The sequence below is a fragment of the Hyphomonas sp. genome, from assembly GCF_036964145.1.
Taxonomy (GTDB): domain Bacteria; phylum Pseudomonadota; class Alphaproteobacteria; order Caulobacterales; family Hyphomonadaceae; genus Hyphomonas.
This window is the reverse complement of sequence record NZ_JBALUC010000006.1, coordinates 46,027-71,860: the sequence shown is the minus strand read 5'-3', so window position 1 is coordinate 71,860 and position 25,834 is coordinate 46,027. Positions and strand designations below refer to the sequence as shown.

Sequence of the window (25,834 nt, the reverse complement as noted above, 5' to 3'; positions counted from 1 at the left end):
TCCTACTCACCGGTGAATTCCTGCACAACCAGATTGTTCGAATCATCCAGACCAATCAGGCCGAATTCGTTGGCAGCGACCCATTGCACACCGCTAGGGGTTGTAACTTGTGCTGGCGAGGTGACATCCGTTGTCTCGTATCGCAGACCTGCAATGAATTTTGCAGGCATTACGCCAATATCAAACTCATTGTTGACCTGGAGAAACGCCGAATAGCTTTCTTCCTCAATCCGGCGGTCTTCGAGGAAATCGTCAGACCGACAAATGCCATCGCCCCCGCACGCATTGTTGAACGGGTCCCCATCGCTATCAATGATGCCGACCATCTGGTCGAAGTCGAAAACGAAGACGTCCTGCTGGGTCATTCCCGAGCCACTGAACTGATCGAAATTTTTCGCGATGTTCACACGCCGGAAGATATCGTCCGGCAAATCATCAGCCGTACCAACCCCGCCCCAAGTATCGCGCTGCGCGTTCGCGAAAGCAGAGCGGACCTTATTCTTCGTCGCCGACACACCAAAATCGACACTGTCGACAATTGAGGTATCGAAGTCATAGTGTCCGCTGAGTTGAGCCTGATCGATCTCAGTCTTGATATAGCTGTTGCTGAAAACCGACCCGGTCGAGATCATGCGTGAAGGATCGATGCCGGTGAACGGATCCTGAAACACCAGTCCCAGAACCGGCATGTCATTCGTGAAATCAACCGCCTGCGAGCGAAGCTGGAAGTCAGCGACCGAGATCACCGAACTCGTTCCATACGGGCTGTCCTGTCCTGACTCAGCACTGGAAGAATGTACGTCAAAGACCAGACCGAGCCTGTCTGTCGCTTGCCAGTCAAAATTCAGGCCAAGCGACTGGTTCTCACTCTTTGTGGCGTACTTGGCTCCACCCATCGAAAGATCGGTACCGGCGTCTCCAAAATCCTCATTGTAGAATAGCGGACTTGCAATTGGCCCATCCGTCCATCCGCTCGTCACGTCGCCGTGGTTGAACCAGACCGACATGTCGGCCCGCTCGGTGGCGACTTTGTTCTGAGTGTAGAAGTAATCCAAAGTCGCGGTGAAGTTCGAACCGGGGCTGTACTGAAGCGTCGCCTGGCCGTTGAGGCGTTCACGGTCCACATCCGTAAGACTGTAGTTGACGTTTTGTGGCGTCGAATAGATGTCGTCTGGTCCGGGCCGGTTGGTAACCTGTGTGTCATCTGGAGGCTGGGGCAAAGATCCCCAGTCATTTTCAGCCCCCAAATAAGCTCCGCGCCAACCACTTGTCGTACCGACTTGCGCATACCCGGAATTTCGTTCCTGGTAGCTGCCAGCCAGCGCGACACCGAATGTATCGTTCGCGAAGGTGTTGGAATAGATACCGGAGATTTCTGGGGTGACTTCCTTGTCGCCAAGACTTGTAACCGAGTCGTCGTAGACGCCTTTAATGCCTGCAGAATACCGCAGGCCCGGCGCATCCAGTGGACGCGCAGTCTTGATGTTCAGTGTAGACCCGATCCCGCCTGTAGGAATGGATGCAAGCCCGGTCTTGTAGACCTCAACGCTGGCGATACCTTCCGAGGCAATGTTGCCGAAATCAAAGCTGCGCGACGACGGCGCTCCGCCCTCAAGATAGGCTGTGGGCATCTGGCGGCCGTTCAGAAGGACAAGGTTGAAGTCCGGACCGAAGCCGCGAACCGTCACCTGACTACCCTCACCATTGGACCGGTTGATGGAAACCCCCGTGATACGCTGGAGCGATTCAGCAAGATTCGTATCGGGGAACTTGCCCATGTCCTCATTCGTGATGGCGTCCACAACCCCTTGCGCATTGCGCTTGATGTCGGTCGCTTCTGCGAGGCTTCCCCGAATCCCCTGGACGGTGACCGTTTCCTGCCGGAGTTCTTCCCCATCTGTCACTTCCTGTGCATTTGCAGAATGTGACAGAGCGAACGCTGATGCGCTTCCCAGGAAGATCAGCGAGAGCTTTCGCCAATCATGTTTGCGTTCTTCCTTCATTTCATTTCCTCCCAATGAACTCTTTTGTTAATCCGGCTCGGACGGCCAGCTTCAACGCGCCCGCGCCTCCCAAGGCCCCTGTGGCTTGCCATTCCATTTCTGTGTGTCGAGACATGCGCGACCTGATGCCTCATCGCCACGGCATTGCTCGACGCGAACCCAGTCAACCAGAAGCTCTGCCGGGAACGACTTCGGGTCGAAGCCCATCCCGTTCGATTTCTCGGGCAAATTTCCGCCCACAGCTAAATTCAGCATAAGGAAAAATGGCTGATCGAATGGGGCACTGGGCCGGTTGGCGGCGTTCGGGGCCGCCGTGTACCAATCCTCACGGGTTAGACGCATGAAAACCTTGCCATCCACGAGCCACTGCATCTGACCGTCAGCCCACTCCAGCGCGTAGGTGCGCCACTGATTCGCAGGGCTCTCCGAACTGATCGGATCCGTTTTCAGGAATAAATAGGTGTTGTCAGGCGCAACGTCGCCGAAATGCGCGGCCCCTGAAGTTCGGTTTTCCCGGCTGCCTACGCAGTCTTCGCACGGTGTGCCAAGGTTGACCGCTTCCATGATATCGATCTCACCAGACAGCGGCCACCGGCCGTATGTGCTGCTCGACGGCATCATCCAGAAGGCAGGCCATGTGCCCTGTCCGTCTGGCAATTTGATACGGGCCGAGAAACGGCCATACATCCAGTCCGCCAGCCCGCGTGTGCGGATTTTGCCGGATGTGTAGGCTTTTGTTGTCTGTTCGCCGCCATGCTGATCGGCCAGAAGCGGCCCTTCGAAGTCTTCCTTCAGGGCGATCAATCGCAACACGCCATCAGAAACCTGAATGTTTTCAGGCCGCCCTGTATAACACTGCCGCTCATTGTTTCCGCCGCCCCAGCAGGATTCTTCAGGGACCCATTTGGCCCGATCCAATATGGCACCGTCAAAATCGTCAAACCAGACGGTTGACCATTCAGGCGCCGTTTCGGGAGCGTACGCAGCGACATCAGCATGCGGACCTGCACTTACGCAGGCTGCAAGCAAGAATGCCGCGAAGCTCAGAGGCCCGCCCACTGCCAATAGTCGCATATAACGCCCCATTCGGGTCTGTTTCTTCCCTTTCATCAAAAATGCGCAGCGCACGTTCACCGCACAATGCGCTTGCGGCGAATTGGACACGCCGTGCGGCAGTTGGGAAAGTAAAACGGTTTCATCACCTCTCTGCTGAAGGGAGCGACTCAAGAATTTGCCGCGAATGGCAGGACCATTCGCGGCAAGTGAAACCGGTTCCAGACGCGATCTACCGCGCCGTCACATTCAGCGGGGTTCGTAGGAAAATGAGGTGGACAGTTCTGCGGTGGACACGCCACCGACGAATATATCAAACATGCCCGGCTCCACCAGAAACTCACCGTCTCCATTGTAGAAACCCAACTCGTCAGGTCCCAGACTGAATCGCAGAGCCTTGCGTTCACCCGGCTGCAGCAGGATCTTCTGAAATCCTTTCAGTTCCCGGACCGGCCGCACGACACTCGCCGCTCGGTCGCGAATATAGAGTTGCACCACCTCCTCGCCTGCAACCTGGCCGGTATTGGCCACCGTCACCTCCACACTGTATATCTCACCTTCCGGCACCGCCGAAAGGTCCGAATAGGCAAAGCTGGTATAGCTCAGTCCGTGTCCGAATGGGTACAGGGGCGTATTCTTCTCGTCAGTAAAATGCGACCAGAAGACATCCGGTATCTCGTCGGGGCGACCTGTGTTGAAATGATTGTAGTAGACCGGCACCTGACCGACCGATCGCGGGAAGCTCATAGGCAACTTGCCGCTGGGATTATACTTCCCGATCAGGACATTGGTGAGCGCATGGCCGCTCTCGCTACCGAGGTGCCAGGCCTGAACGATGGTGGGCAAATTCTCATCCGCCCAGCTAAGCACGAGCGGCCGGCCACTCATCACCACCAGGATCGTGTTGGGATTTGCCTCTGTCACGGCCTCCAGAAGCTCTTGCTGGACACCGGGAAACCCGAGGCGCGTGCGGCTACGTCCTTCGCCCGACTGACGGGCATCTTCACCGAGAACAATAACGACCTTGTCGGCACCGCGGGCAGCGGCCACGGCTTCGGAAAACCCGCTGCGGTCTTCGGCATTCACCACAACCGGATCAGGAAAACCGGCGCTACCAATTTCGAGAACGGCACCTTCCGCATAGGTGAAATCGATGCCGGCCGCCTCAAAGGCGTCCACGACAGAAACCGCTGAATCCGCCTCGCTCATTGCACGCCAATTGCCGAGGGGAGAATCCTCGTCGGCCGCCAACGCGCCGATCAACGCGACCTTCTCGCCGCCTTTCAAGGGAAGCAGATGGTCGTCATTCTTGAGCAGCACAATCGAGCGCTCCGCAACCTTGCGCGCTGCTGCAAGGTTTTCGAGCGAGAGTAGCACAGCCGCCTCCCGACCCTCATCCAAATAGCGATAGGGATCGTCGAACAGGCCCAGCTCGTATTTTACGCGCAGAATTCTGCGGACCGCATCGTCGATCAACTCCAGGGAAACATCGCCGTTCTCAACCAAATCCTGGAGGTGCTCCAAATAGATGGAGCTTTCCATGTCCATGTCGGAACCCGCTTGCATGGCCAGCCTCGCAGCCTCGTGCTCGTCTGCCGCAAAGCCATGATTGATCATTTCGAGTCCCGAGGCCCAGTCAGACACGACAAAGCCATCGAACCCCCATTCGCCCTTGAGAATCTCTCTCTGCAAGAAGGTGTTTCCGGTGGAAGGGATACCGTTCACGATATTGAACGCATTCATCACCGTGCGCGCATTGGCGCGCTTCACGGCCGCGCGAAACGGCGGAAGCACGACATTGAAAAGCGTCGTGGAGCTGAAGTCGACCGTATTGTAATCCCGGCCCGATTCTGAAAAGCCATAGCCCGCGAAATGCTTGACTGTGGCAGCGATAGTGTCGGGGCGAGACAAATCGCGCCCCTGAAACCCCCGGACCCGGGCAACAGCGATCTCCGCGCCGAGATAGGGGTCTTCTCCTGCCCCCTCCATCACACGGCCCCAGCGTGGGTCGCGGGAGATATCCGCCATGGGCGCGAACGTCCAGTTCAGCCCCTGAGCGGCCGCCTCGGTCGCTGCGATCCGCGCACTTTCTTCAATCAACTCAAGGTCCCAGCTCGCGGCCTCACCCAGAGGAATCGGAAAGCTGGTCTTGTGCCCATGCACGACATCGAACCCGAAGATGAGCGGGATACCGAGTCTCGAATTGTTGACAGCATAGTCCTGCACGATCCGGACTTCCTCGACGCCGACAACATTCAACATCGATCCGATCAGGCCGGCCTTCACCAACTCCATGTTGCGACGGCGCGCTTCATCGTCTGGCAATGGCCCGGTCGTGTCACCGACATTCGACAATTGGATGAGCTGGCCGATTTTCTCTTCCAGCGTCATTTGCGCCAGCAGGCTCTCCACACGCGACTCTATCGCGGTCGGCTCTTCAGCCATTGCCGAACCTGCATTTGCAAGCGATCCAATCAGTGTCGCCGCGCACAGTAAGCGTAAGATTGCCCTCACCTTAATCCTCCCAATAAACCAGCCGCTAAGAGCTCTTTTGGCTTATTGTCGAGCGAACCTCTGCCTTGGAGCAAGACAGATTGCGTTGGAATGTCCCCTCCATGCGATGAACGGGAGGAAGGTTCATTTCGCGCCAGGCAATTACAGATCGTCTATGAGTTTCTGGATAACATCGCGATAGCTGCGGCTCGTGCGCACGATGGTGCCATCTGTAAGAAGTATCTGGGCCTCGCCCTTGTGAAGCATCCGTATTTCCCGGATGTGCTCAATCGAAACGATTGACGAGCGATGTATACGCACGAAACGATCGGCTGGCAGATCCGTCTCCAGGGATTTGATCGTGCGCCGTATAGCCGCTTCCTTGTCTTGCGTGTGCAAAAGCGAATAGTCGCCAGCGGCTTCAATCCAGAGTACGTCGTGATGAGGCATGAAATAGTACCGGCCAGAATCCTTGAGTCTCAACATTGCCGGCGGGTCCGCCCGATTGTCGTCACCCTCGCCCTGAACTTCCTGCTCACTCTGCTCGATCAATTGACGAAACCGGATCGCCTTCTCGACCGCTTTGGCAATGCGATGCCGGTCGAACGGCTTCAGAACATAGTCGATGGCGTCGAGACCAAACGCTTCGACCGCATATTCCGGGTGGGCGGTTGCAAACACGATGAGTGGCTTGGGATCGACCGTGATCTGCTCCGAGGCTTCCACACCAGTCAGTATCGGCATTTCGACATCCAGAACGGCCAGATCGATTCCCCCGGCATTGATGCGCTCGATTGCATCCAGGACAGAGAGATACGCGCCCTCGATGGCGACCTCTCCCGTATCGCGCAACATCCCCTCGATCAATTCCAGCGCGGGGGCCTCGTCATCACAAACTATCGTTCTGAGCATCTGATTTGAGTATCCTCTCGCATGAGCGGCGAAATAATTCTCGCCAATAAGCAATCATATGGTTGATCTGGAACCAGTTTTCGCTGTCACATGGTTCCATGACTGCTATTGATACGCCATCCTCCATATTCAAGACGCTGGGCAAGGGCATGCAGCCAGACGCGCGGCAGTACTGGCTGTTCCAGACCACGGGCTGGTCCGCGATGGCGTTGCTCAGCTACCTCAGTTTGACCGTCTGGTACAATCCCGGCCAGCTGACTCCCATCCTCCACACAATCCTCCAGTCGGTATTGGGGGTCTTTGTCAGCCACCCGCTGAGATGGGTGGCGTCGGGCACATGGAATATTTCTCTCCTGCCTCGCGTTCTGATCAATGGCGCCGCCGTTCTGGCCGCCTCGCTGGTCTGGACTCTTCTGAGGGTATACTCCTTCATGTGGCTCACCGGAGAGATTATTCCGTTGTCCGACTGGGGCGGGTGGATGTTTGCCTCCGTGATTGTCTTCGGAGCATGGGCCTTCTGTTATCACGCGTTGAAATATTACCGGCACTGGATCGTGGAACACCAATTGGCGGTAGACGCACAAAACACGGCCCTGCGAGCAAAGGAAGTTGCCCAGCGTGAAACGCTGAAACGCCTCGAAGCGGAAAAGCTTTTCCGCGACACGCAATTGCGCATGCTGAAATACCAGCTCAATCCGCACTTCCTGTTCAATGCATTGAACTCCGTCTCCTCGCTTGTCCGCAAAGGTGACACGAATGGCGCGACGGATATGCTGGCTCGTATCGGCAACTATCTCCGGGTGACACTGGATCATTCGAATGAAGTCCAGCACACGCTGGAAGATGAACTCGAAACCCTCGAACTCTATCTCGGCATTGAGAAGGTACGCTTTGGAGACCGCCTGCATATTTCTTTCGACGTCGATGATGCAGCGCGCGTCATGGCTGTCCCAAGTCTGCTGTTACAGCCGCTCTTCGAGAACAGCGTCAAGTTTGCCGTCAGCCGGAACGTGAAACCTACCAGAATTAGCCTGGAAGCCAGCCTGGTCGGGGACCGTCTCTTCCTGAAAGTACAGGATGACGGATCCGGCCAGATGCCGGGGCCGGACGGGGCAGTCGGCGAGCCGCAGGGTATCGGACTCTTGAACGTGAAACAGCGCCTCATTTCCACATACGGCAAGGATGTAGAGATGAGCTATGGCGCCGTGGATCCCATTGGCTTCGCCGTCAACATGTCGATCCCGGCCCAGAGGCTTGGCCACCAGTCAGTGAAACGGAAATAGCCAGCAGTCTGGGACAGCGACAGGATCACCCCCTAACAGCCAATTGCCTACAGGGCGCCACTGAATGGCTTGTCCCCCGCAATGGTCACTCGGTATCCTGACCGGACTTCTGGAAAATAATCCCACACTGCCAGATGCTGAACCGCGCGGTTGTCCCAAAACGCTATGGAGTGAGGTCGCCACTGGAACCGAACCTGGAAGTTGGGGTTTTTGACATGCTCGAACAGGAACTTCAGGATCGCATCGCTCTCTTCGCCGGAAAGACCTTCAATTCGGGTCGTATAGGACGAATTGACGAATATACATTTTTTTCCGCTCACAGGATGCGTTCGAATGACCGGATGGGTCGCCACAGGATATCTCTTGTCATAATCCTTGAACAGAGCATGATAGACGGGATTGGCATCATGAACCGCCTCCAGCCCCTCAAGATAGGTCTTCATGCGATCTGACAAGGCATCATAGGCCTTGTACATGCTCGAAAACATGGTGTCCCCGCCCGTCTGCGGGACCGTATGCAGGCAGAGGATACTGCCAAGCGGAGGCTCCTCATCGGCGCTCAGGTCGGAATGCCAACTCTCCCCAGCAACATATTTCGAATTGGCATCTGCGTGAATGGCCACGATCTCCGGGTGCCCTTCGATCCCCGCTACGGCGGAGTGAATCGCCAAGGGACCGAATAGCTGACCAAGATCCTTGTGAGCCTCATGGCTGATAGGTTGGTCCCGGAAGAAAAGCACCTGGAACCGGGCCAGCGCATCTCGCAATTCATCAGCCTGGCCGGACGAGAGAGGCTGGGTGACGTCCAGCCCCTCAAGCTCTGCCCCAAGATACGGCGTAACCCGCTTCGCGGTAAAGCTGCTATACTCCTTGTCACCGTCAAAGTCTGACACTTTGGGTACCTTTCATTTTGCTCGTCGCAATTTCGAGATCAGAATTCGAAGCCGAATGTGACCAGCAGCTGGCGCGGTGGCACATATTCATTACTGACCGTGCCGCTGGAATACGGATCCACGAAACGGCCCGAAATGCCTTCTTCGTCACCGATGTTCGTAATGGACGCAGACACAAACCATGGACCCTCTGTCGGCTTGTACTGAAAGTACGCATTCCAGAGGCTGTAGGACGGCACATCATCTGCCCCGTCCGTATTGAATATCCGGGCCTCATAGTCACCTACATACACGTTTTCGATCCGCGAAGTCAGCTCCCCATGATCGGCGATTGGCTGGAACCAGGCCGCATACAAATTATAGGTAAGATCGGCCAGGTTCGGAGGTGTATTGCCGTTTACCTGCACCGCAGCAGATTGGCGCGCGAGGAACCAGTCGTATGTCCATGGATAGATCGTCCCGGTCGCTTCGGCTGCAGCTGATGCCAGATCCGCCAGGCGGCGATCCAACGCCTCGTAGTCGGCTGTCACTTCCCCATCCAGCAGGGCCATGTTGCCACCAAGTAGCAGTTGGTCACCAAAGGCCAGGTAGCTACCCTCGAGTTCCAGACCATACGTCTCCGCCTCTGGAATGTTTCCAATTCCGCCCGAATACGGGATCGGGTCTTCTTCGATGAATTGCATGTTTTCATACTGATTGAAGAAGACAGAAGCATTCAAGGTTGCCCGCCCATCCAGGAAGGTATTCTTTGACCCGAATTCGATGGCTTCCACGATTTCTTCGTCATATGTGGTGGACACCGTCAAGGCTCCGGAGGAGCCGCCATTCAGGCCCCCAGGCTTGTACCCGCGAGACCAGCTCGCATAGAGCATGGAGTCTTCCGATACATCATAATCCAGCCCGACTTTCCCGGTCCATGTCTGGGTATCAAACGTACTCTGCGTAGGCGCCGCATAATAGGAGGCACCTTCGCCCTCATACTTGTCATCATTGTAGCGCGCACCAATCGTCGCATTAAGGTTGGTCATGACTGGAATGGTGGCCTGGAAGAACGGCGCCACCGACTCCCGGTTCACGGTCGAGATATTCTCGTAGGCCAGATTGGCTGGCACCTCGGATGGCAGCGTATCCTTGGGCAGGATGGGAAGCCCGGGAATGGATGTCACACCCAGTTCCCGATACTCGACGACGTACTGGGCAGAGTCCGTATTTGAATAAAAGACGCCTGTGATCCAGTCGAAGGGGGCATCCGGAAGAGAGCTGATCGTCAACTCTTCCATGAAGGTTTCCGCGTCAGTCCCCCACGTCGCAACATGGTCATATCCGCCATAGGTCTCAAGATCCAGGCGATCTGCATCGAATGACTGGCCGTGCGTCATGTCCTGGTAGCTCGTCACAGACTTGAATGTCGCAAACGGCAATTCGTAGGATACATTCAGGGTGGCGAGTTCAGAGCGCAGTTTGAACTTTGCAGGATAGTCCTGGGTTAGCTCCCGGATATCCGGGTTGGGGTCATTGATATTCTTCAGTGCCCCGCCATTATGCTTGTCATTGTAGAGTGTATACGACAACGTGGTGGAGAGTTTGTCTGTGGGCTCCCAAAGGCCTGCGATACGATAGTGCTCATTGTCAGCATCATCGAGCTCATAGCCGCCGTCGATACTCGTCGCGGTCGCATATCCATCATGAGACGTCTGCTGAATTGAGCCACGAATTGCTGCGGTTTCCCCTATCGGCACATTGTACGAAGCGAACCCTTGCACATAATTGTAGTCGCCCAGCGTTGCCTTGAAGGTACCTTTGTACTCATCAAGGGTTGGCTGGTTGGTGATGACATTGATTGAACCACCCGTGGAGCTCTGGCCGAACACCGTCCCTTGCGGGCCCCTCAGGACCTCGATCCGATCTACGTCAAAGAAGCCCATATTAAGCGCAATTGAATTGGGCAGAAACGCCCCATCGACGTGAAATGACACGCCCGGAATGGTCGCAAAGTTCTCAGGTGTTTGCTGTCCAACACCCCGGATCGTCACGATGCGCTCTGACCCGCCACTCTTGGTAATCATGAGGCCGGGAACATAACCGTTCAACTGGCTGGGATCTGTAATTCCGGCTTGGTCGAGAATGTCGCCCGTGATTGCGCTCAGTGCGATTGGCGCATCCTGGAGTTTAGTCTCTCGCTTTTCTCCGTAAACGGTGATTTGATTCATATTGCGAATATCATCGCCATCACCGTCAGCGTCGTCGGCCAGCGCACTCCCACCGTGGAGCAGGGCCAAACCCATCGCCGCACACGCGGCCTTATACTTCAAATCAACCTTTTTATTCCGACCCATGACATTATCCCTCAAGCTGCAGAAATCACAGAATTTGCGATATCCCACGCTAGATTCGAGATTGCGTCCTGACTTGATTTCCAGCGCCAAAATAGTTGTAAACTCTTTAAAATCGGCACCAGTTACGTAATCTCTACACATATCAATATAGGCGGAATAACCCCTTCGCGGCAGATTGCGCAAAGGGGCCGAATAATAAATATTCTTGCCTTGTTCTAAATCGGTCGCGAGACCACAGGGGACGGCTTCGACATTCCAGGATCACGCAGAACCTGAATGACAAAGGCCAACACACCAAGAGCCAGCGCAAACGCATAAAAGACGGGCGCGAATGAGCCAATCTTGTCAGCCGCCACGCCAGCCGCCAACGGTCCGAAGGCCGCGATTGAAGAAATCTGATGGGCGGCGCCCAGCAATTGTGCACCAATCACTCGCCCGAAGCAGTCCACAAGCAGGACCATGGTCGCAACAACCGTAATCCCCCACCCGGACCCGAACAGAAGGGAAGACACCAGGACCAGAGCCGGATTGGTTGCCATGGCAAACATGACAACGCCGATTGCCTGGAGCCCCATGCTCAACGCCAGCATGTGGCGAGACGAAAAGCGTTCGCACAGGGGTCCGGCAAGGCCTTTAAATGCCAGTGAAACCAACGCCATGAAGCTGAGGCCCAAAGCGCCAATCGCGGGAGACAGACCGAGGAGTTTGAGGTGGCTGACGGCTATGGAGTGAACGGTCGTCACGCAGGCTAGATTGAATGTTATCGCCGCAGCGATGACCAGAAACAAAGGACGCTGAACGGCCTTGCGCCATGATGGAATTTCACCTCCAACATCCGCAACCCGGTCAGGGTGACTCTCGCCTTCAGTCTCCGGAGTGTGCTCAGCCGCACCGTGTTTCTCTGTGATGAAAATGGCCCCAACGAGCATCACGATGCCGCAAATGCCGGCAAGGATCATCCAGTTGAACCGCCAGTCCGTCCATTCGATCAGATAATGACTGAGGCTGGGACCCACAATGTCACCCACGCCGCCAAGCATGAGATAGAGCCCGATCATCCGTCCGGTATGCCGTGGAAACCATTCTCCAATCAGCCAAACAGCCGTCACGTTTCCCGACAGGGAGAACCCGGCGCCCACAAGGCACATCGCCGCGAAGAACATGCCAAGCCCATTGCTGCAGCTTGCCAGACCGAAGCCTGTGGCAACACATGTGAGTCCCAAGACAAAGGTAAGCCTTGCGCCAATCCGATGCAGGAGAATGGCCGGAAGAAAACTGGTCAGTCCCACAGCCAGCCCGAGGATCGTGAAGCTCAGACCGGCTGATGTGTAAGACCAGCCGAGATCGTCTGCCATGACGAAGAGGACAACGCCCAGCGAGGCAAATGTACTCGCATTGAGCACAAAGAAGCCGGCAACGATAATCGCAAAGATCATCCACTTTCTATACATGCCCGCTTCCCTCTTCAGCCGGGCAGGATACCCTCGGAAAACCCAAAGGTTCGGACCTGCCGAGAAGGAGCTATCTCACGAACTTGCGCAGTAATATTGACGGTATGCGAACAGAATATTTGGCCTGACCTTGTAACCGCAAGATCAGACTGGGCCAGTTACCGTCAGTCCCGGTCCGGCGCATCGCCCCATGTCGCCAGGACGGCTTCTGTATCTGCCAGCAAGGCGCAATTCTTTTCGAGTGCGAGCAAGCCGCCGAAATGCAGCAATTCCTCATAAGCCGCACAGGCGTCTGACACCACAACCACATTGAAGTTCCGGTGAAAGGCAGACCTCGCGGTCTGATCAACACAGCAGTCGGTCGTCACGCCCGCCATAAGAAGTGTATCAATTCCGCGCGCGCGAAGCTGCTCCTCCAGATCGGTGCCAAAGAAGCCGTCGAACAGCGCCTTTTCGACGTCGATGTCCCCTTCCTCGGGGAATAACCGAAAGTAATCCGACCCGGGTTCATCTGCGCGGCAGATCGCATGTTGGCCAGGGCGTCCGCGCCACTCATACAGATTTTTGAGCGCGTCGGAATCCGTCTCCTCTCGTGTAACCACGCGGAGAAAAGCCACCGTCGCCCCCTGCGCTTTCGCCGCAGCGCGAAGGGTCTCCATCTTGTCGATGGCGGACGTGATCGAGGACATGTCGACACCGGCCATCCCGATCACACCCTCCGGCGATACGAAATCAACCTGAACATCAATCAGCAGAAGAGCCGTTCGCGCGGGCTCGATAATGTCTTTTAAGAGGCTTGCACTCGTGTGCGGCAGAACCTCGACCGCAATGGACGAAGTCATCTACGCGGCCCCGGCAAGCGCAGGGAACTTCGCACGCAGCTTGGGCATGACCTGCTCTGCGAACAGGGGCATGGCGGAAATGTAGTCCGGGAAGATCAGCATAAGCCCATCAAGCCCTGACACTTCCAGCAATTCGCCAATTCTCTCGGTGACCGTATCGGGCGAGCCCGCCACATGGGGCGCCATGAAGGAAGATCTGGCCTTTTTCACGAAGGCGTTTTCCTTGCCAATCTCTGCATCCAGGAAGCCATAAGCCCGCATCATACCGTGCAAAGCTTCCTCATCCAGGCCTTCGCGGTAGTGCTGGGCAGTCGCCTCAGCTTCCGCGTCCGTCTCCCCAAGCACAATCGTCTGCATGGCATAGGTGCGGATGTACCGCCCCATGTCTGCGGCAATGCCCTTCACCTTGTTGCTCGATAGCGCGAGTTTTTCCGGCACATCGCCGGAGAGGAAAATGGCGTCCATTTCATTGGCGCTGAACCGCATGCCCACGTCGGACGTCCCCGCGCAGACAAGGAAGGGTTTAGTCGAGGGCTTTGGATCGGAAACACAATCTTCCAACTGGAAGTACTTGCCCTTCATCGTCACCGAGGGTTCGGTCCACAAGGCCTTGATCGCCTGAATCCATTCCAGAGCAAGATCGTAGCGGGCGTCATGGTCAACGCCTTCAGGCCACATGCCCATTTGAGAAAACTCACCCTTGTAGGACCCGGTCACCACATTCAGCCCGGCGCGCCCCCTGGAGACCTGATCAAGGGTCGCGATCATCTTGGCCACGGTGCCGGGGTTTTGGAGAATGGTGTGAACCGTGGTCCAGACCTTCACGCGCTCGGTTACCTCCGCGAGCGCAGACATCGTCACGGTCGCATCAAGCGTCGAATTCCAGTGCTCGGTTTCTCCGCCATAGCCCCGATACTTCGCCATCGACATGATAAAATCATACCCATGCGTCTCGGCGAGAACGGCCACCTGACGGTTGTAGGCGTACGACCCATCGAGTTCGGGTTTGTTCTTCGACAGGATCCAGCCGCCATTTGCAATCGGCATGAAGATTCCAAGATCCTTGCCTCCAACATCGGACGGCAGATCGAATTTTGTTGGCACTAATGGCTGAGACATGCGTTCACTTCCCTCATTTCGATGCTGGATTATCATCCGACATTTGGCCAGTATTCTTGACTAATCGCGCCTCAACTATTGACCGGCTAAGTCAGCTCGCCCTCGCGCTACCTGGTCAGTCCTCCTCAGGGGCAACCTCAACGCACAAACCCGACAAGGCCTCGGTCACAATGATCTGGCAAGACAGCCGCGAGCCAGGGCGCGCATTCTCTGAGAAGTCCAGCAACTCACGCTCGGACTCCGATGCTTCTCCAGCAAGTTCACTGAACTCTTCCGCCACATAGACATGACACGTCGCACAAGCACACGCCCCTCCGCAAATCGCGGCAATGTCTTCCACGCCCGAATTCGAAATGGCTTCCATCACACTATGTCCGGCGGTTGCTTCGATGACCGCCTCTTCTCCAGACCTTTTGACAACACGCAATTGCGGCATTCAATTCATCCTCTGTTGTTGCATGGGTCGGCGCGGCGGATTGATTGCCCGAGCAATCAGGAAATCAGTCTCGGCACGGCCGCATCCACGATACTGAACTTACCCGCAGTGTCATCCTCCACGCCCTCGCGCGGTTTTTCCCGCACCTGAACTACGCCGTTTTTTCCAAATCCTTCGACGACAGGCCGGCCAGCATCTCGGCTCAACCACAGTCTCAACAGGTGCCGCTTCCGTTGCGGCTCGGGATAATCAAAGAACTCGGTCCGGGAATGCAGCGCGGCATAATTTGACAACCACTGAATATCGCCGGGACGGAAATCCATATCGATGGCCATACCCGGCTCGTAAGTGATCTCGTCAAACAGAGCGAGCACCTCCTTCTGCGCCTCGCTCAGCTGGGGGACGCCGGGATAAGCTTGGGCGGTCAGGATATACAGGGACCCTGCATACATGCTGAACACGCCCTCCTCGATGCTGATAACAGGTGAAGTGTAGGTGTTGGCTGGTGCGTTATGATCCTGCCTGCGCCAATCCCAGTGAAAGGGTTCCAGCAGGAGCGGCGCCAAATCTGGCCGGCGTCGCAAAATCTCATTGTAGATTTCAGCACCCGACACAAGACAGGACGCGCCACCTGCCTTTGCCGGCCGCAAGCACATCAGGGCCACCACATCCGAACTGTCGGAATGAAAGACCAGCTTGTCACGGACCTTCGAGGACAGTGCGGTCGGATCGTCCATCGTCTTGTCCGACGTTGCATAGATATGATCGAGCAAGTCGCCCATTTCGTTCTGCCGGATCGGGTCGCCCATATGCAGGCCGAGAATGTAGTAAATCGCGGAAGAAAGCGCGTCGGAATAGAGATGGGTTTTCAATCCCCTGACGAGCACGAACCCCCTGCCCGTATCGACATCCTGCCCCCATTTCTTGACCGCATCGGCGCACGCGTCCAGCGGATAGTCGGAGGCCTGCACGAAGCGCAGGTCCGGATCGGCATCAACGAATTTCGCGCCAAGCGCCTCTAGCTCGGCGATCTGGGCTGGAGACAGATGATAGATCCACTCTTCCCCCTCCTTGATCTGGTCACCCCGCCATGCTGCAGCGCTGGTTACAGGCTCACATACTTCCATCGTGCTCATGATGATCTCCAAACTCGGTTCACAGGGTTTTTGTCATCGAAAGGCTAGGATGATGGGTCGCCGAGGTCTTGCCCCGCCCTACACAAATTCTTTCCCGCTTCTCAAATGACATCGAAATCCTCACATGCCGTCTGCAGAAACTGACAGGCTGACATTCTTGTACGCTTCAATGCCATCGCTCAGGTCCGCCAAATGGCCTTTGGCGTATTTATAGGCATCCGCCCCCAACAGTAGCAGCTTGGGCGGGATGTCCATATCGACCACTTCGGATATGGCGCGCGCGATCTTCTGGGGAGAACTTGGTTCCTTGCCCTTGCCCCCGGTCAGAACTTCACGGGCCAAATGCGCCGTTTCGTCATAATCGGATATGGTTGGCGGAACGGATTTGAGAGACCCGCCGGCAAAGTCGGTACGCATGCCGCCCGGAGCCACATTGGTAACATGGACTCCCAAAGGCTGGACCTCATCGGCCAATGTCTGCCCAATGCATTCCATGGCATATTTGCTGGCACCATAAATTCCGGTCCCGGCCCAAGGCGCCAGACCGCTCACCGATGTGATATTGAGGATATGACCTCTGCGATGCCGCCGCATGCCCGGAAGCACGGCCTGGATCATCGCAACCGCGCCCAGCACATTGACCTCGAACAGATCCTTGATTGTCTCAAGGGGTGTTTCCTCGATGGCTCCCGTCAATCCGGTACCAGCATTGTTCACGAGGACATCGATACGCCCGAAGCGATCCTCGATCTCATTGACTGACGGAACAATGTCGTCGAACCGCGTAACATCCAGAAAGATCGGAACAGCGCGTTCTGGATCAGCCGCTGCAAAGGCTTGCTTGTCGCGTCCTGAGCGCACGGTCCCGACCACCCGGTCGCCCCGCTGCAACACGATTTCTGCCAGGTCTTTTCCAAGGCCCTTGCCTACGCCCGTGATAAGCCACGTCTTCATCCCGGCATCTCCGCTGCTGTCATTTCAAACATTGCCAATTCAATATCTTCCCGCGCAGGCATCGCCGAGGCTGCACCATCCCTTTCAACAGAAAGGGAGGCAGCAACTGAAGCGAACCGGATTGCCTGATCCAACTCATCTCCCTCGGCCAGGCGCGCGCACAGGGCACCGCAAAAACAGTCGCCCGACCCTGTCGTGTCTCGCACTTTTGTGAGGCGGGCCGGTGTGAAATCAAGGCCGTTCCAGGTGATCGCCAATGCACCGGCGGCGCCGCAGGTCAGGACAATCACCTGTTCCTTGTGCGAAATGAGCGCTCTTGCCAAAGTCGTGATGTCCTCGACATCTTCGGGCAGTGACTCGATTCCGGCATAGAAAGCCATCTCCGACTCATTCAGGACAAGAATGTCCGTGAGCGGAAATAATGCGTCCCGTGCTTCAGCAATAGCCGGTGCGGCGTTCAGAACAGTGAGAGCTCCGAGATCCCGATGCTTAGTAAAGAATTCGACCGTTGCTGGGATAGGTGTTTCCAGCTGCGCCAGCGCAACTTTGCTCGGTTCGAGTGTCCCGCCCCTCAGGCCCAACCGAGCATTGGCGCCCGCATCCACAATAATGAGATTTTCACCGTGCTGATCGACGCAGACATAGGCCCGGCCGCTGGACGCGCCGGGAACCGGTTCGACATTGGAAACGGGAACACTATGCGCCTGCAATTGTGACATCAGCCACTCGCCGTCTTCGTCGTCCCCTATGCAGGCATGAAATCGCAATTCCGCGCCGGACCGAGCCGCGCTCACAGCTTGGTTGGCCCCCTTGCCTCCAAGGAACCGGTCAAACGCCAGCGCATGGACGGTCTCTCCGGCTCGGGGAAGTTCACGCACGCGCAACACCGCGTCCACATTCACGCTTCCAAGTATCTCTAGCGCAGTCATGAAGAAGGTGACTCCTGCGAATGCGATGGTCGCTGTATTCCAAAGGCTGGCAGGAGGAGGATGAGCCCGGCTCCAATCGCCAGAAATAGTGAAAGCACCCAGACCGATGTTTCATAGCTGCCGGTCAAGTCGAACCCGATATCCATCAGCACCGGCGCGCCACCCTGAAAAATGATGACCACCGAATAATAGACCCCGATGATCATTCCGAAGTATTTCAGACCGAAATAGCGCGAGACGAAATAGGACAGGCAGCCGAACTCTGCGCCCAGGCCAATGCCCATCAAGGCCGCGCCGAAATAGATGACAGCCAAAGACGTACTGAACTGGAAACAGAGAAGCCCCAATATCGCGGCTGCGAACATGGGAACTGCGACGGTGGGCACGTAGAACTTGTCGAGCAGATACCCCGTCATGACCTGCCATCCGGCCGTGACCAGCGCGAAAATACTGATCGCCAGAGCGGCCTGCTGGAGGGGAATACCCCGATCCATAAGCATGGGGACAACGTGGGTAAATATGGCCGTCATGCAGCCGGCTCCGAGCGCGACGGCCGCCATGAGAACCCAGAACGTACGGGTGGCCACAGCCTCCCCCAAGCTGAGCCCCGGCAAGGGCGAGGCCGATGCCGTTTGCGGCCCTGTTTCCTCTGCGCGTCGCATGATTTCCTCTACCCTGCCCGGCGCATCTCTTAGAAGGGCAAATAGGGTCGGAAATCCAAGACCGAACACAATCAGGCCGATGCCCATATAGGCGCCGCGCCAACCAAACTGAACCAGCATCAAGCCTGCCAGAATGGGCATCAGGGTTGACCCAATCCCATTCCCGAAACCGGCGGCAACCCCCAGCATCAATCCGCGCTTTTCATCGAACCATTCGGAAATAACCTTCGAATAGGCCGGCGTGGAAGGTATAGCCCCGGCCGCCCCGACAAGCGCAAACAGCAAGTAGAATTGCAGTATCGACCCATCAGCCAAGGCCAGCGCAGCAATCGCCGGGGCAAACACTACATTGCCGAACAGGATAACGCGTCGAGACCCCCAACGATCAGACAGTCGCCCTGCGATGGGATAGATGATTGCCGACATGATCGCCGTCAGAAGCAGTACGCCTGAGACAGTCGCACGCGGCCATCCGAATTCGGTGGATATGGGCACGAGAAACAGGCTGAAGACGGCGCTGACGGCTGGCGTTGTGCTGACAATGTTGCCGACGGTAGCCGCCACGACGACACCCAGTCGCTTGGTGTCTCGCTTTTGCCCGATCATCTCCGCGCCTGTCGCCTCGGTCATTCGCTTGTATACCCTTCCGGAACTACAGGATCCGCGCCGCCCTTTCTCCAGAGGATGATCTCATTTCCCCAAGGGTCCCGGAACGCATCGTTGAAGCCGTTGAATTCCTTCCAGTAATGATTTCGCCAAAGAGTTTCGGCGCCGCGCTCCACAGCCGCAGACATGATGCGATCGACGCTGTCGTCTTCGCTTACCAAAACCCAAAGGCGCGAAGACCTGACCTGCGGTGACAAGCTGCGGGGGTCGACGCCGGATGCGTCTGGATTAGGACGGAGATTTGCAACATTCCCGATCCCGATGTGGAGGTTTCCGATCTCACTCTCTGACCCATCAGGATTTTTGAAGTTTCCGCCTGGCACCATTCGGCAATACTGACCATTCATGCGAACATCATCCTCCCACCCCATCACGTCGGCATAGAATTTTCCGGCCTTGACCGGGTCATCCGACATGAGGTCGACGAAAATGAGCGTGTTTGGGCTGGTCATACATATTCCTTATACTTACGTTTTAAGATTTCCGGCAGGCAACGGCCTCAGAAATCATGCTTACAATCGGTCCTTCGAGAACTCTTGATACTCCCCCCACAATTTGTTGACCTCCATCTCGTCCTTGATCCGGTTCGCCAGCCCAGACCTTCGGTGCTCGCGCGGGGATGCGCCGAAATGATCCCGAAAACTCCGGCTAAAGTGTGCTGAACTGCTGAACCCCCACCGAAATGCCACTTCGGAAATGGATTCCTGAGCGTGGAGCGGGCTGATCAGATCTGCATGGCACCGGTCCAGTCGCCTCTTCTTGAGATATCCACTGAAGCTCCGCCCATCCGCCGCAAATAGGCGCTGCAGATATCGGGGCGACACGCCGACTTCGTCGGCCGCCTTTCCGATTGTCAGATCAGGATCCCAAAGCAGGGTTTCCAATGTTTGCTGAATTCGATGCAGATGGGCCGCCCGCGCGCCCTTGGCCCCACCCAGCGATCGCTTGCCCGCAATGCCGAGCAGCTTACTGGAGAGCATTTCTATCAGAGCCAGCTCAACGGGACTCAAATCGGGTGGGGAGATGTTACCAATCTCATCCGCGAGGATACGCAGCATACTGATCAGCATGCGCCCCACCCCTGACTCGCCACTGAATGCCCCTGCCTTGTAGTGGGTCGGCGCGATCAATCGACCGCCCAATGCCACAGCCGGAATACGGACAAACAGTATGGCGTTGTTCTCGCTCACTTCCAGCCTGGAATCATGCCGGGTCGCGCCATAGACAATCATTTCATTGTCCACATTCACCAGGAGGTCGTCAGCACTGAACCGGGCCTCTCCCTTCAGCAGGAGCAACAACCAGAGACCCGCGCCCTGCTCCAATTCGCGACCATCAATTACCTGACGTCCGGATTCGATACGGGCAAATTGCAAGCCCATTGTGGAGGTCTGGATAATCATGCGCCCGTCAACCGGCTGTCCCTCGGGATCGGAGACGAACGGCAGTCGCAAGCGACGCATGGCATTCGCCCACGCCGCATTTCGGTCTGAAGGCGGAACAGACCGCGTGTGGAATCTCCATGTGGTGGGGTGGTCAGGCGACTGCACTTTGCCGGCCCGCCTTATTCCGCCGCAATGATGGCAGTATCCGTTGTTGGCGTACGTCGTCCCCACTCAGCGAGGTAGCGGTCAACGAGCCATTCATTGAATTGGGCCTGCGCACCTTCCTGCCAGGAATAACGTCCCCGCTTGGCAAACCGTGACCGCAGTCCGAGCTGGACCATTTCGTCTACATGCCAGTCCTGGGCGATGATGTGAGACGTCGAATTCATGATCATCTCCATCTTGTGTTCGTAAGCTTCGTCTTCCATTGCACCGGGCGCCACGAGCACACCCGTGTCCATGAAATGTGTTTCGGGACTGTCAGGACGAATGATCAGATAAATGACCATGTCGCTGGTCAGGACAAGCGACAGGCTTGGCGGGATATTGGCAAAAGTCATCCGCTGGCGCGCTTCGTCTGAAAGGCCCGGGAAAACTGGCAGAACAGCCTTTTGCGTCGGATTGAAGCTCGCATCAGGATGAAGCGTCCCATTGAACCTCAAATACCCAGCGGCGCCCCGCGGCGCTTCGGGAAAGCTGGCACGCTCGGACGGCACGAAATCATGTAGCGGACCATGGTGCAGCCGGCTGGCATGGTATCCGTCATTGTTGTTCTCGAACATGACTTTCCAGTTCCACATCAGGCGCGGAGCCGGATCCGGACGGGGGCCATCTGCATTCGCCAGATCATACCCCTTGATCGCTTCCTGAACGTGTACCAGCCTAGGAGCCAAGGGCGCAGCATCTTGGTCGAAATTGATGAAAATGAAGCCTTCCCAGACTTCGACCTTGAAATTGGGAAGCCCGTGCGCTTTCCGGTCAAACTCGCAGGTCTTGTTCATGGCCGGGGCGCCAACCAGGTCACCATCGAGCGAATAACTCCAATGGTGGTAAGGACACAGGAACCCTTTGGCATTGCCGCTGCCTTCAGCGACCAGCATAGCCCGGTGCTGGCAAACGGACGACATCGCCTTCAGCTCGCCCTTGCGGTTTCGCGTTACGACGATGGGCTCATTTACCGTGGACGTTGTGAAATAGTCCCCGGGCTCTGAAACCCATTCTTCCCGCCCCACGCAGAGCCAGTCATGCGTGAAGAGGGCATCTTTTTCGAACTCGTAGAAATTAGCATCCGTATAGCATTCCGGTGGAAGCGTTTCGGCCTCCAGTACGTCCTGTTTGGACGTTGCCAGAGACCGGATGAATTGCTCAGTGATGGTGATCGGCATTGCCCGGTCCTTCCTGCTTTTGTCAGATTCAACTTGTCATCCGCATGGCGCACGTTCTTGTCTCTGCGCGCACAAGATGTTTCTCGGCGCCCCATTTCTCGGAAACATGGAGGGAACATCGCCCTCGCATCAGGCCGTGAACAATTCTTTCCGAATGATGGCGTGGACGCCCCAATTCCCGTTGACCACTTGGGTGATGCCGAAATCGACCCCCACAGAGAGCAGCGAAATCGCCTCGTCCTCATCCAGATCCCGCGCAGTCATCAAGAAGCGCCGCGCCTTGCGAAACGCATCCCTCATTGCGAGGTCGATGGAGGATTTCTTGTATATGTCGCTCTGCGCCGAAGAGCCGAGTTCCTTCAGATAATTCGGATGGCTGAACCCGAAGATCACCCAGGCGTCGGACGTCTCGAGCAAGGGGTAATCAAGGTCGCGGATATGCCCCATCTTTTCGCTCGACCTGTGAAGGATAGGCTGGATCAGCGCCGTCATGGAGCACTCAATGGCGGTGCCGCACAGTTCAGAATCCCCTTGGGAGGCATGCGGGTCTCCCAATGACAGCAGTGCCCCCGGCACACCGACAGGCAGGAACAGGCTGGACCCAGGCGCAATCCGCCAATTGTCCAGATTGCCCCCAAAGTTACCGGGCGGGATCGAATCCACCAATTTGGTATGTGGCGGCGCAAGCCCAATCACCCCAAAATGCGGACGAACCGGAATTTCGATGTTCCGAAGCACATCATAATTCTTTTCAATCGTGCTCGTGTCGACAGGCAGGCCCGGATAATCATACAGTTCGTGCACAACACCGAAAGGATCGGTCTGAGGTGTCCAGCGGTAGTTGTAGACGGCGCGGGCACAGGACCGGCCCATCTCACTCTCGACCTCATAGATGGTGATCACTTCCCGATGCTTGGGTTCGGTCAGAAGATCATTATACTGAAACCCCCAATACGCCGCTGCGTTGCTGCCGAAAGATTGCCCTGCATATTTGGGATTGGCACTCGTACGCGGCTTCAGTTCCAGGATACGAATTTCGACAATGTCATTCGGCTCCGCACCTGCGATCTCGATGGGTCCGGTGCAGATATGAACCCCAAACCCCTCGCCGGCTCCGCGGCCGGTTGAAGAAGAGGAATCAAGGGCGCCCGCTCCGCGTCGATTGATGGTCTTGCCTTCTGCTGTCCAGCGGTAGATGTCCTCAACGGCCTGATCGCCCTGCACCATGCGGTCATGATCGTCATTGGCATGGTGCGTGAGCGTTTCCACCGTCACATAGTCACCCGACTCCACCGTGAGCACCGGCTTCAACGAGCTGCTGAAATGGCCCCAGTGGATCGTTTCCGGCGTGACGGGAAGATAATGATGACGGGCCCCGCGCCGAACGGGCACAGGCGCAACGCTCTCAACATCGCCCGGATCATCATCCTCATCGACCAAATCCTCCGCCTCTTCAGGCTCGATCACCTGGTCCTTGGCCGTAGGGGGGCGCCCCCGCTGCAGAACTTCGGCATCGGTCTCATCTTCCGGCGGCATCCGGCGATATTCTCGCGGGCTCATGTCATACTGCTCGCGGAATGCGCGGCTGAAGGAGGCGCTGTCGTTGAATCCCCACTGGAAGAGGATGTCCGAAATCGATCTCTGCGCGTGGAGCGGGCTCCTGAGATCGAGGCGGCATCTCTCCAGTCGTCGCAACTTCACGAAATGCCCGAAACTGTCCCCTACAGACTCAAACAGCTTCTGGAGATAGCGCGGCGAAATATTGTGCTCTTTTGCGACCTGATGGAGATTGAGTTCCGGGTCGCTCAATCGCATTTCGATGGTCTGGAAAATACGCTCGAGCAGGGCCGCGCGTACGCCTGCCGCGCCGCCCAGTTCCTTTGTGGATGCCTCGCTCATCAGGGCTGTCGAAATGAATTCCGGTAAGGCGACTTCGATCGGACGCATCTGGTCGTCATCCACATCGGTGATCGTATCAGCCACCGATCGCAACAGGCCCGACAACATCCTCCCGACGCCGGCTTCCGATACCAGATTCGATATGTCGGCCTGAGGTTTGGATCTCATCCTCAGGGCCGGATGAGACACCGGAACCTGAACCATCAGGAACCGGTTATCCCGCTTAAAATCAAGCGAGACGTCCAGATCCCCGATGCCATAGACCACGTCGCCTTCAGAAACTTCAATCGTATTGGTGTCGGTCCTGGCAACCAGGTCACCTTCCAGCAGCATGATCAACCAGAACTGGGAAGGTCCTTGTGACAGGTCCAACCGCATCAGATGCTGTGTGGAAGTGATCCGGACAAATGTGAAATCCTGGGCGCTACGAAAGCTGACAAGTTCCCCATAGAGTTCTCCCTCATGCTCGAGCAATTCCATCGAAAATCGCTGGAGCGCGAAATGCCAAGCGTCCTTTCTCTGTTCTTTTGGATACGCGTTGGTTGTAAACTGCACAGATAGGCTCCGATCGGATTATGGCACCCAGCCATCAACACCATCGATCCTCGGTTTGCCGTACCGTCGGTCAACGCATCCTGCACTCACCCATCCCGATGAGAGGGGCGAGTGCTTAAAAGTCGAGCAGTCTGGGCCCAGCCTCGCCTGCATACTGCCTACAACTGGATAAAATCGTCATAAATCAATGACGTCCAATCTAGTCGATATCTTTGACTACGCCCTTCTCAGGAAATATTCCGCGATCAATCTTGACGTGAATTCCCTGTGTGCCGTCGACGACTTGGGTCACTCCGAAATCGGTTGCCACACTCATCAGGGAGTAGGCATCATTCCGGCTGATATCTTGGTGCTCCGTTAACAGATGAAGCATGTCCAGGGACGCGTTCTTCATCGCCTGGTTCAGATCCTCATCGAACCCGTGCACAATCCAGTGATCCGGAGTTTCCAGCAGAGGTGATGGAAATTTGAAATCTTTCCTCAGGACGATCTGGAACAGAACATCAAGTGAGGCTTCAATTGCGGTGCCGCTGATCTCGCCATCCCCTTGGCTGACATGGGGATCACCAATGGAAAACAGCCCGCCTTTGACCTGTACGGGATAGTACATGGTCGCGCCTGCCCCAATCCGCCAATTGTCGATATTGCCGCCATGCAGGCCGGGTGGGATGGTGCTGACCCGGTCATCTACCGCTGGTGCGACCCCTGCAGTACCCAAGTGCGGCCTTGCCGGCACGCGCACGCCCACCAGAGCGGGCTCGCGGTCACATTCCGGGCAATGTGTTATGGTTCCGGGAATGAGATACTTGCCTTCAAAATCATAGGCATAGAGCGCATGGGCCGTATTGGCATTCGGGTCGAGCTCATAAATCGTCACTCGCTCTTTCTCATCGAACTCCTGATAGAGATGGCCCCAGTTCGCGGCGAGGTTTGACCCGTAATTACACCGGGGCACCATTCGGAAATAACGCACTTCCAGCATGTCGCCGGGCTCGGCACCTTCCACGTAGATAGGCCCTGTCATGATATGGACGCCCGGCGCGCGGTCTTCTGGCTCGATACCCTCCCAGATCGCCTTGACGGTTTCATCCATCATCAGGTCCGGTGCATCCCCGGCATGATGGGTAATCGCTTCGGCCTGGATGAGATCACCGCTCTTGACGCGGAGCGCCGGCTTGATGTTCGGGTGGAAATATCCCCAATGCACCGTTTCCGGTGTCGCCCTCAAATGATGCAGATTTTCCGGCTGGACGTGAATCTTGCTTGCCCGAGTCTCTTCAACCAGCGCCATACCTTACTCCTTGAACCAAATCGCCTTCTGTCGGATCAGAGTTCAAGCGCGCAAATTGGTCTTGTTCAAAAGCGCCCAACTAGTTGCAAGCGTGACCTAGGGTCCACACATGACAGGCCCAGCGGTGGACAAGTTTGCGGACGCGAGAAAG

Annotated in this window: 20 protein-coding genes; 1 reads left to right on the top strand and 19 read right to left on the bottom strand. The window is 56.5% G+C overall.

Translation table 11 applies throughout. The annotated features are described in order from the left end of the window. Window positions 1–2: 2 nt before the first annotated feature. The 4 genes from V7660_RS16450 to V7660_RS16435 form a co-directional block, all read right to left on the bottom strand. A complete protein-coding gene (locus V7660_RS16450; RefSeq protein ID WP_335604139.1) occupies window positions 3–2,003 on the bottom strand; it encodes a TonB-dependent receptor in 2,001 nt (666 codons plus the stop codon). 51 nt (window positions 2,004–2,054) lie between these two features. After that, entirely contained in the window at window positions 2,055–2,816 is a 762-nt protein-coding gene (locus V7660_RS16445) for a glycoside hydrolase family 16 protein (protein ID WP_335604138.1), read from the bottom strand. Between the two features lie 489 nt (window positions 2,817–3,305). Then, window positions 3,306–5,570 (bottom strand): beta-glucosidase BglX, encoded by a 2,265-nt coding sequence (gene bglX, locus V7660_RS16440; protein WP_335604137.1) that lies wholly within the window; start codon window positions 5,568–5,570, stop codon window positions 3,306–3,308. Between the two features lie 141 nt (window positions 5,571–5,711). Beyond that, on the bottom strand, window positions 5,712–6,461 hold the full coding sequence (locus V7660_RS16435) for a LytR/AlgR family response regulator transcription factor (RefSeq protein ID WP_335604136.1): 750 nt from the start codon (window positions 6,459–6,461) through the stop codon (window positions 5,712–5,714). A gap of 98 nt (window positions 6,462–6,559) precedes the next feature. On the opposite strand from V7660_RS16435, the gene V7660_RS16430 reads away from it, so the two are divergent. Further along, window positions 6,560–7,744 (top strand): sensor histidine kinase, encoded by a 1,185-nt coding sequence (locus V7660_RS16430; RefSeq protein ID WP_335604135.1) that lies wholly within the window; start codon window positions 6,560–6,562, stop codon window positions 7,742–7,744. Between the two features lie 47 nt (window positions 7,745–7,791). Here the strand turns inward: V7660_RS16430 and V7660_RS16425 are convergent, their stop codons facing one another. The 15 genes from V7660_RS16425 to V7660_RS16355 all read right to left on the bottom strand — a co-directional run bounded on the left by V7660_RS16425 (window position 7,792) and on the right by V7660_RS16355 (window position 25,683). After that, window positions 7,792–8,637 carry a TauD/TfdA dioxygenase family protein gene (locus tag V7660_RS16425; RefSeq protein WP_335604134.1) on the bottom strand — a complete coding sequence of 282 codons (846 nt, stop codon included), beginning with the start codon at window positions 8,635–8,637 and terminating at the stop codon, window positions 7,792–7,794. A gap of 38 nt (window positions 8,638–8,675) precedes the next feature. Next, window positions 8,676–10,973 (bottom strand): TonB-dependent receptor, encoded by a 2,298-nt coding sequence (locus tag V7660_RS16420; protein WP_335604133.1) that lies wholly within the window; start codon window positions 10,971–10,973, stop codon window positions 8,676–8,678. 215 nt (window positions 10,974–11,188) lie between these two features. Further along, window positions 11,189–12,409 (bottom strand): MFS transporter, encoded by a 1,221-nt coding sequence (locus tag V7660_RS16415; protein ID WP_335604132.1) that lies wholly within the window; start codon window positions 12,407–12,409, stop codon window positions 11,189–11,191. Window positions 12,410–12,588: 179 nt separating this feature from the next. Next, window positions 12,589–13,266 (bottom strand): cysteine hydrolase family protein, encoded by a 678-nt coding sequence (locus V7660_RS16410; protein WP_335604131.1) that lies wholly within the window; start codon window positions 13,264–13,266, stop codon window positions 12,589–12,591. Next, window positions 13,267–14,385, bottom strand: a complete 1,119-nt coding sequence (locus V7660_RS16405) for an LLM class flavin-dependent oxidoreductase (RefSeq protein ID WP_335604130.1) — start codon at window positions 14,383–14,385, stop codon at window positions 13,267–13,269. A gap of 115 nt (window positions 14,386–14,500) precedes the next feature. Further along, a complete protein-coding gene (locus tag V7660_RS16400) occupies window positions 14,501–14,821 on the bottom strand; it encodes a 2Fe-2S iron-sulfur cluster-binding protein (RefSeq protein ID WP_335604129.1) in 321 nt (106 codons plus the stop codon). Window positions 14,822–14,877: 56 nt separating this feature from the next. After that, window positions 14,878–15,957 (bottom strand): TauD/TfdA family dioxygenase, encoded by a 1,080-nt coding sequence (locus V7660_RS16395; protein WP_335604128.1) that lies wholly within the window; start codon window positions 15,955–15,957, stop codon window positions 14,878–14,880. Window positions 15,958–16,077: 120 nt separating this feature from the next. Then, window positions 16,078–16,911, bottom strand: a complete 834-nt coding sequence (locus V7660_RS16390) for an oxidoreductase (protein ID WP_335604127.1) — start codon at window positions 16,909–16,911, stop codon at window positions 16,078–16,080. Continuing rightward, window positions 16,908–17,813, bottom strand: coding sequence for a ribokinase (locus tag V7660_RS16385; RefSeq protein WP_335604126.1), 906 nt, complete (start codon window positions 17,811–17,813; stop codon window positions 16,908–16,910). The genes V7660_RS16390 and V7660_RS16385 overlap by 4 nt, the downstream gene beginning before the upstream one ends. 23 nt (window positions 17,814–17,836) lie before the next feature. After that, complete coding sequence (locus V7660_RS16380; protein ID WP_335604125.1) at window positions 17,837–19,132, bottom strand: MFS transporter; 1,296 nt, start codon at window positions 19,130–19,132, stop codon at window positions 17,837–17,839. Continuing rightward, complete coding sequence (locus V7660_RS16375; RefSeq protein ID WP_335604124.1) at window positions 19,129–19,620, bottom strand: VOC family protein; 492 nt, start codon at window positions 19,618–19,620, stop codon at window positions 19,129–19,131. The genes V7660_RS16380 and V7660_RS16375 overlap by 4 nt, the downstream gene beginning before the upstream one ends. Window positions 19,621–19,680: 60 nt before the next feature. Beyond that, window positions 19,681–20,631: a helix-turn-helix domain-containing protein gene (locus V7660_RS16370; RefSeq protein WP_335604123.1), complete on the bottom strand. Its 951-nt coding sequence runs from the start codon at window positions 20,629–20,631 to the stop codon at window positions 19,681–19,683. A gap of 101 nt (window positions 20,632–20,732) precedes the next feature. Beyond that, complete coding sequence (locus V7660_RS16365; protein WP_335604122.1) at window positions 20,733–21,938, bottom strand: aromatic ring-hydroxylating oxygenase subunit alpha; 1,206 nt, start codon at window positions 21,936–21,938, stop codon at window positions 20,733–20,735. Between the two features lie 129 nt (window positions 21,939–22,067). Further along, a complete protein-coding gene (locus V7660_RS16360; protein WP_442910059.1) occupies window positions 22,068–24,392 on the bottom strand; it encodes an acetamidase/formamidase family protein in 2,325 nt (774 codons plus the stop codon). 199 nt (window positions 24,393–24,591) lie between these two features. Next, a complete protein-coding gene (locus tag V7660_RS16355; protein WP_335604120.1) occupies window positions 24,592–25,683 on the bottom strand; it encodes an acetamidase/formamidase family protein in 1,092 nt (363 codons plus the stop codon). Window positions 25,684–25,834: the final 151 nt, after the last annotated feature.

Excerpts from the sequence above, each read along its gene's own strand:
- V7660_RS16450 (WP_335604139.1), bottom strand. The coding sequence starts at position 2,003 with ATGAAGGAAGAACGCAAACATGATTGGCGAAAGCTCTCGCTGATCTTC.
- V7660_RS16435 (WP_335604136.1), bottom strand. The coding sequence starts at position 6,461 with ATGCTCAGAACGATAGTTTGTGATGACGAGGCCCCCGCGCTGGAATTG.
- V7660_RS16430 (WP_335604135.1), top strand. The coding sequence starts at position 6,560 with ATGACTGCTATTGATACGCCATCCTCCATATTCAAGACGCTGGGCAAG.
- V7660_RS16420 (WP_335604133.1), bottom strand. The coding sequence starts at position 10,973 with ATGGGTCGGAATAAAAAGGTTGATTTGAAGTATAAGGCCGCGTGTGCG.
- V7660_RS16415 (WP_335604132.1), bottom strand. The coding sequence starts at position 12,409 with ATGATCTTTGCGATTATCGTTGCCGGCTTCTTTGTGCTCAATGCGAGT.
- V7660_RS16410 (WP_335604131.1), bottom strand. The coding sequence starts at position 13,266 with ATGACTTCGTCCATTGCGGTCGAGGTTCTGCCGCACACGAGTGCAAGC.
- V7660_RS16405 (WP_335604130.1), bottom strand. The coding sequence starts at position 14,385 with ATGTCTCAGCCATTAGTGCCAACAAAATTCGATCTGCCGTCCGATGTT.
- V7660_RS16400 (WP_335604129.1), bottom strand. The coding sequence starts at position 14,821 with ATGCCGCAATTGCGTGTTGTCAAAAGGTCTGGAGAAGAGGCGGTCATC.
- V7660_RS16395 (WP_335604128.1), bottom strand. The coding sequence starts at position 15,957 with ATGAGCACGATGGAAGTATGTGAGCCTGTAACCAGCGCTGCAGCATGG.
- V7660_RS16390 (WP_335604127.1), bottom strand. The coding sequence starts at position 16,911 with ATGAAGACGTGGCTTATCACGGGCGTAGGCAAGGGCCTTGGAAAAGAC.
- V7660_RS16380 (WP_335604125.1), bottom strand. The coding sequence starts at position 19,132 with ATGACCGAGGCGACAGGCGCGGAGATGATCGGGCAAAAGCGAGACACC.
- V7660_RS16375 (WP_335604124.1), bottom strand. The coding sequence starts at position 19,620 with ATGACCAGCCCAAACACGCTCATTTTCGTCGACCTCATGTCGGATGAC.
- V7660_RS16370 (WP_335604123.1), bottom strand. The coding sequence starts at position 20,631 with ATGCGTCGCTTGCGACTGCCGTTCGTCTCCGATCCCGAGGGACAGCCG.
- V7660_RS16365 (WP_335604122.1), bottom strand. The coding sequence starts at position 21,938 with ATGCCGATCACCATCACTGAGCAATTCATCCGGTCTCTGGCAACGTCC.
- V7660_RS16355 (WP_335604120.1), bottom strand. The coding sequence starts at position 25,683 with ATGGCGCTGGTTGAAGAGACTCGGGCAAGCAAGATTCACGTCCAGCCG.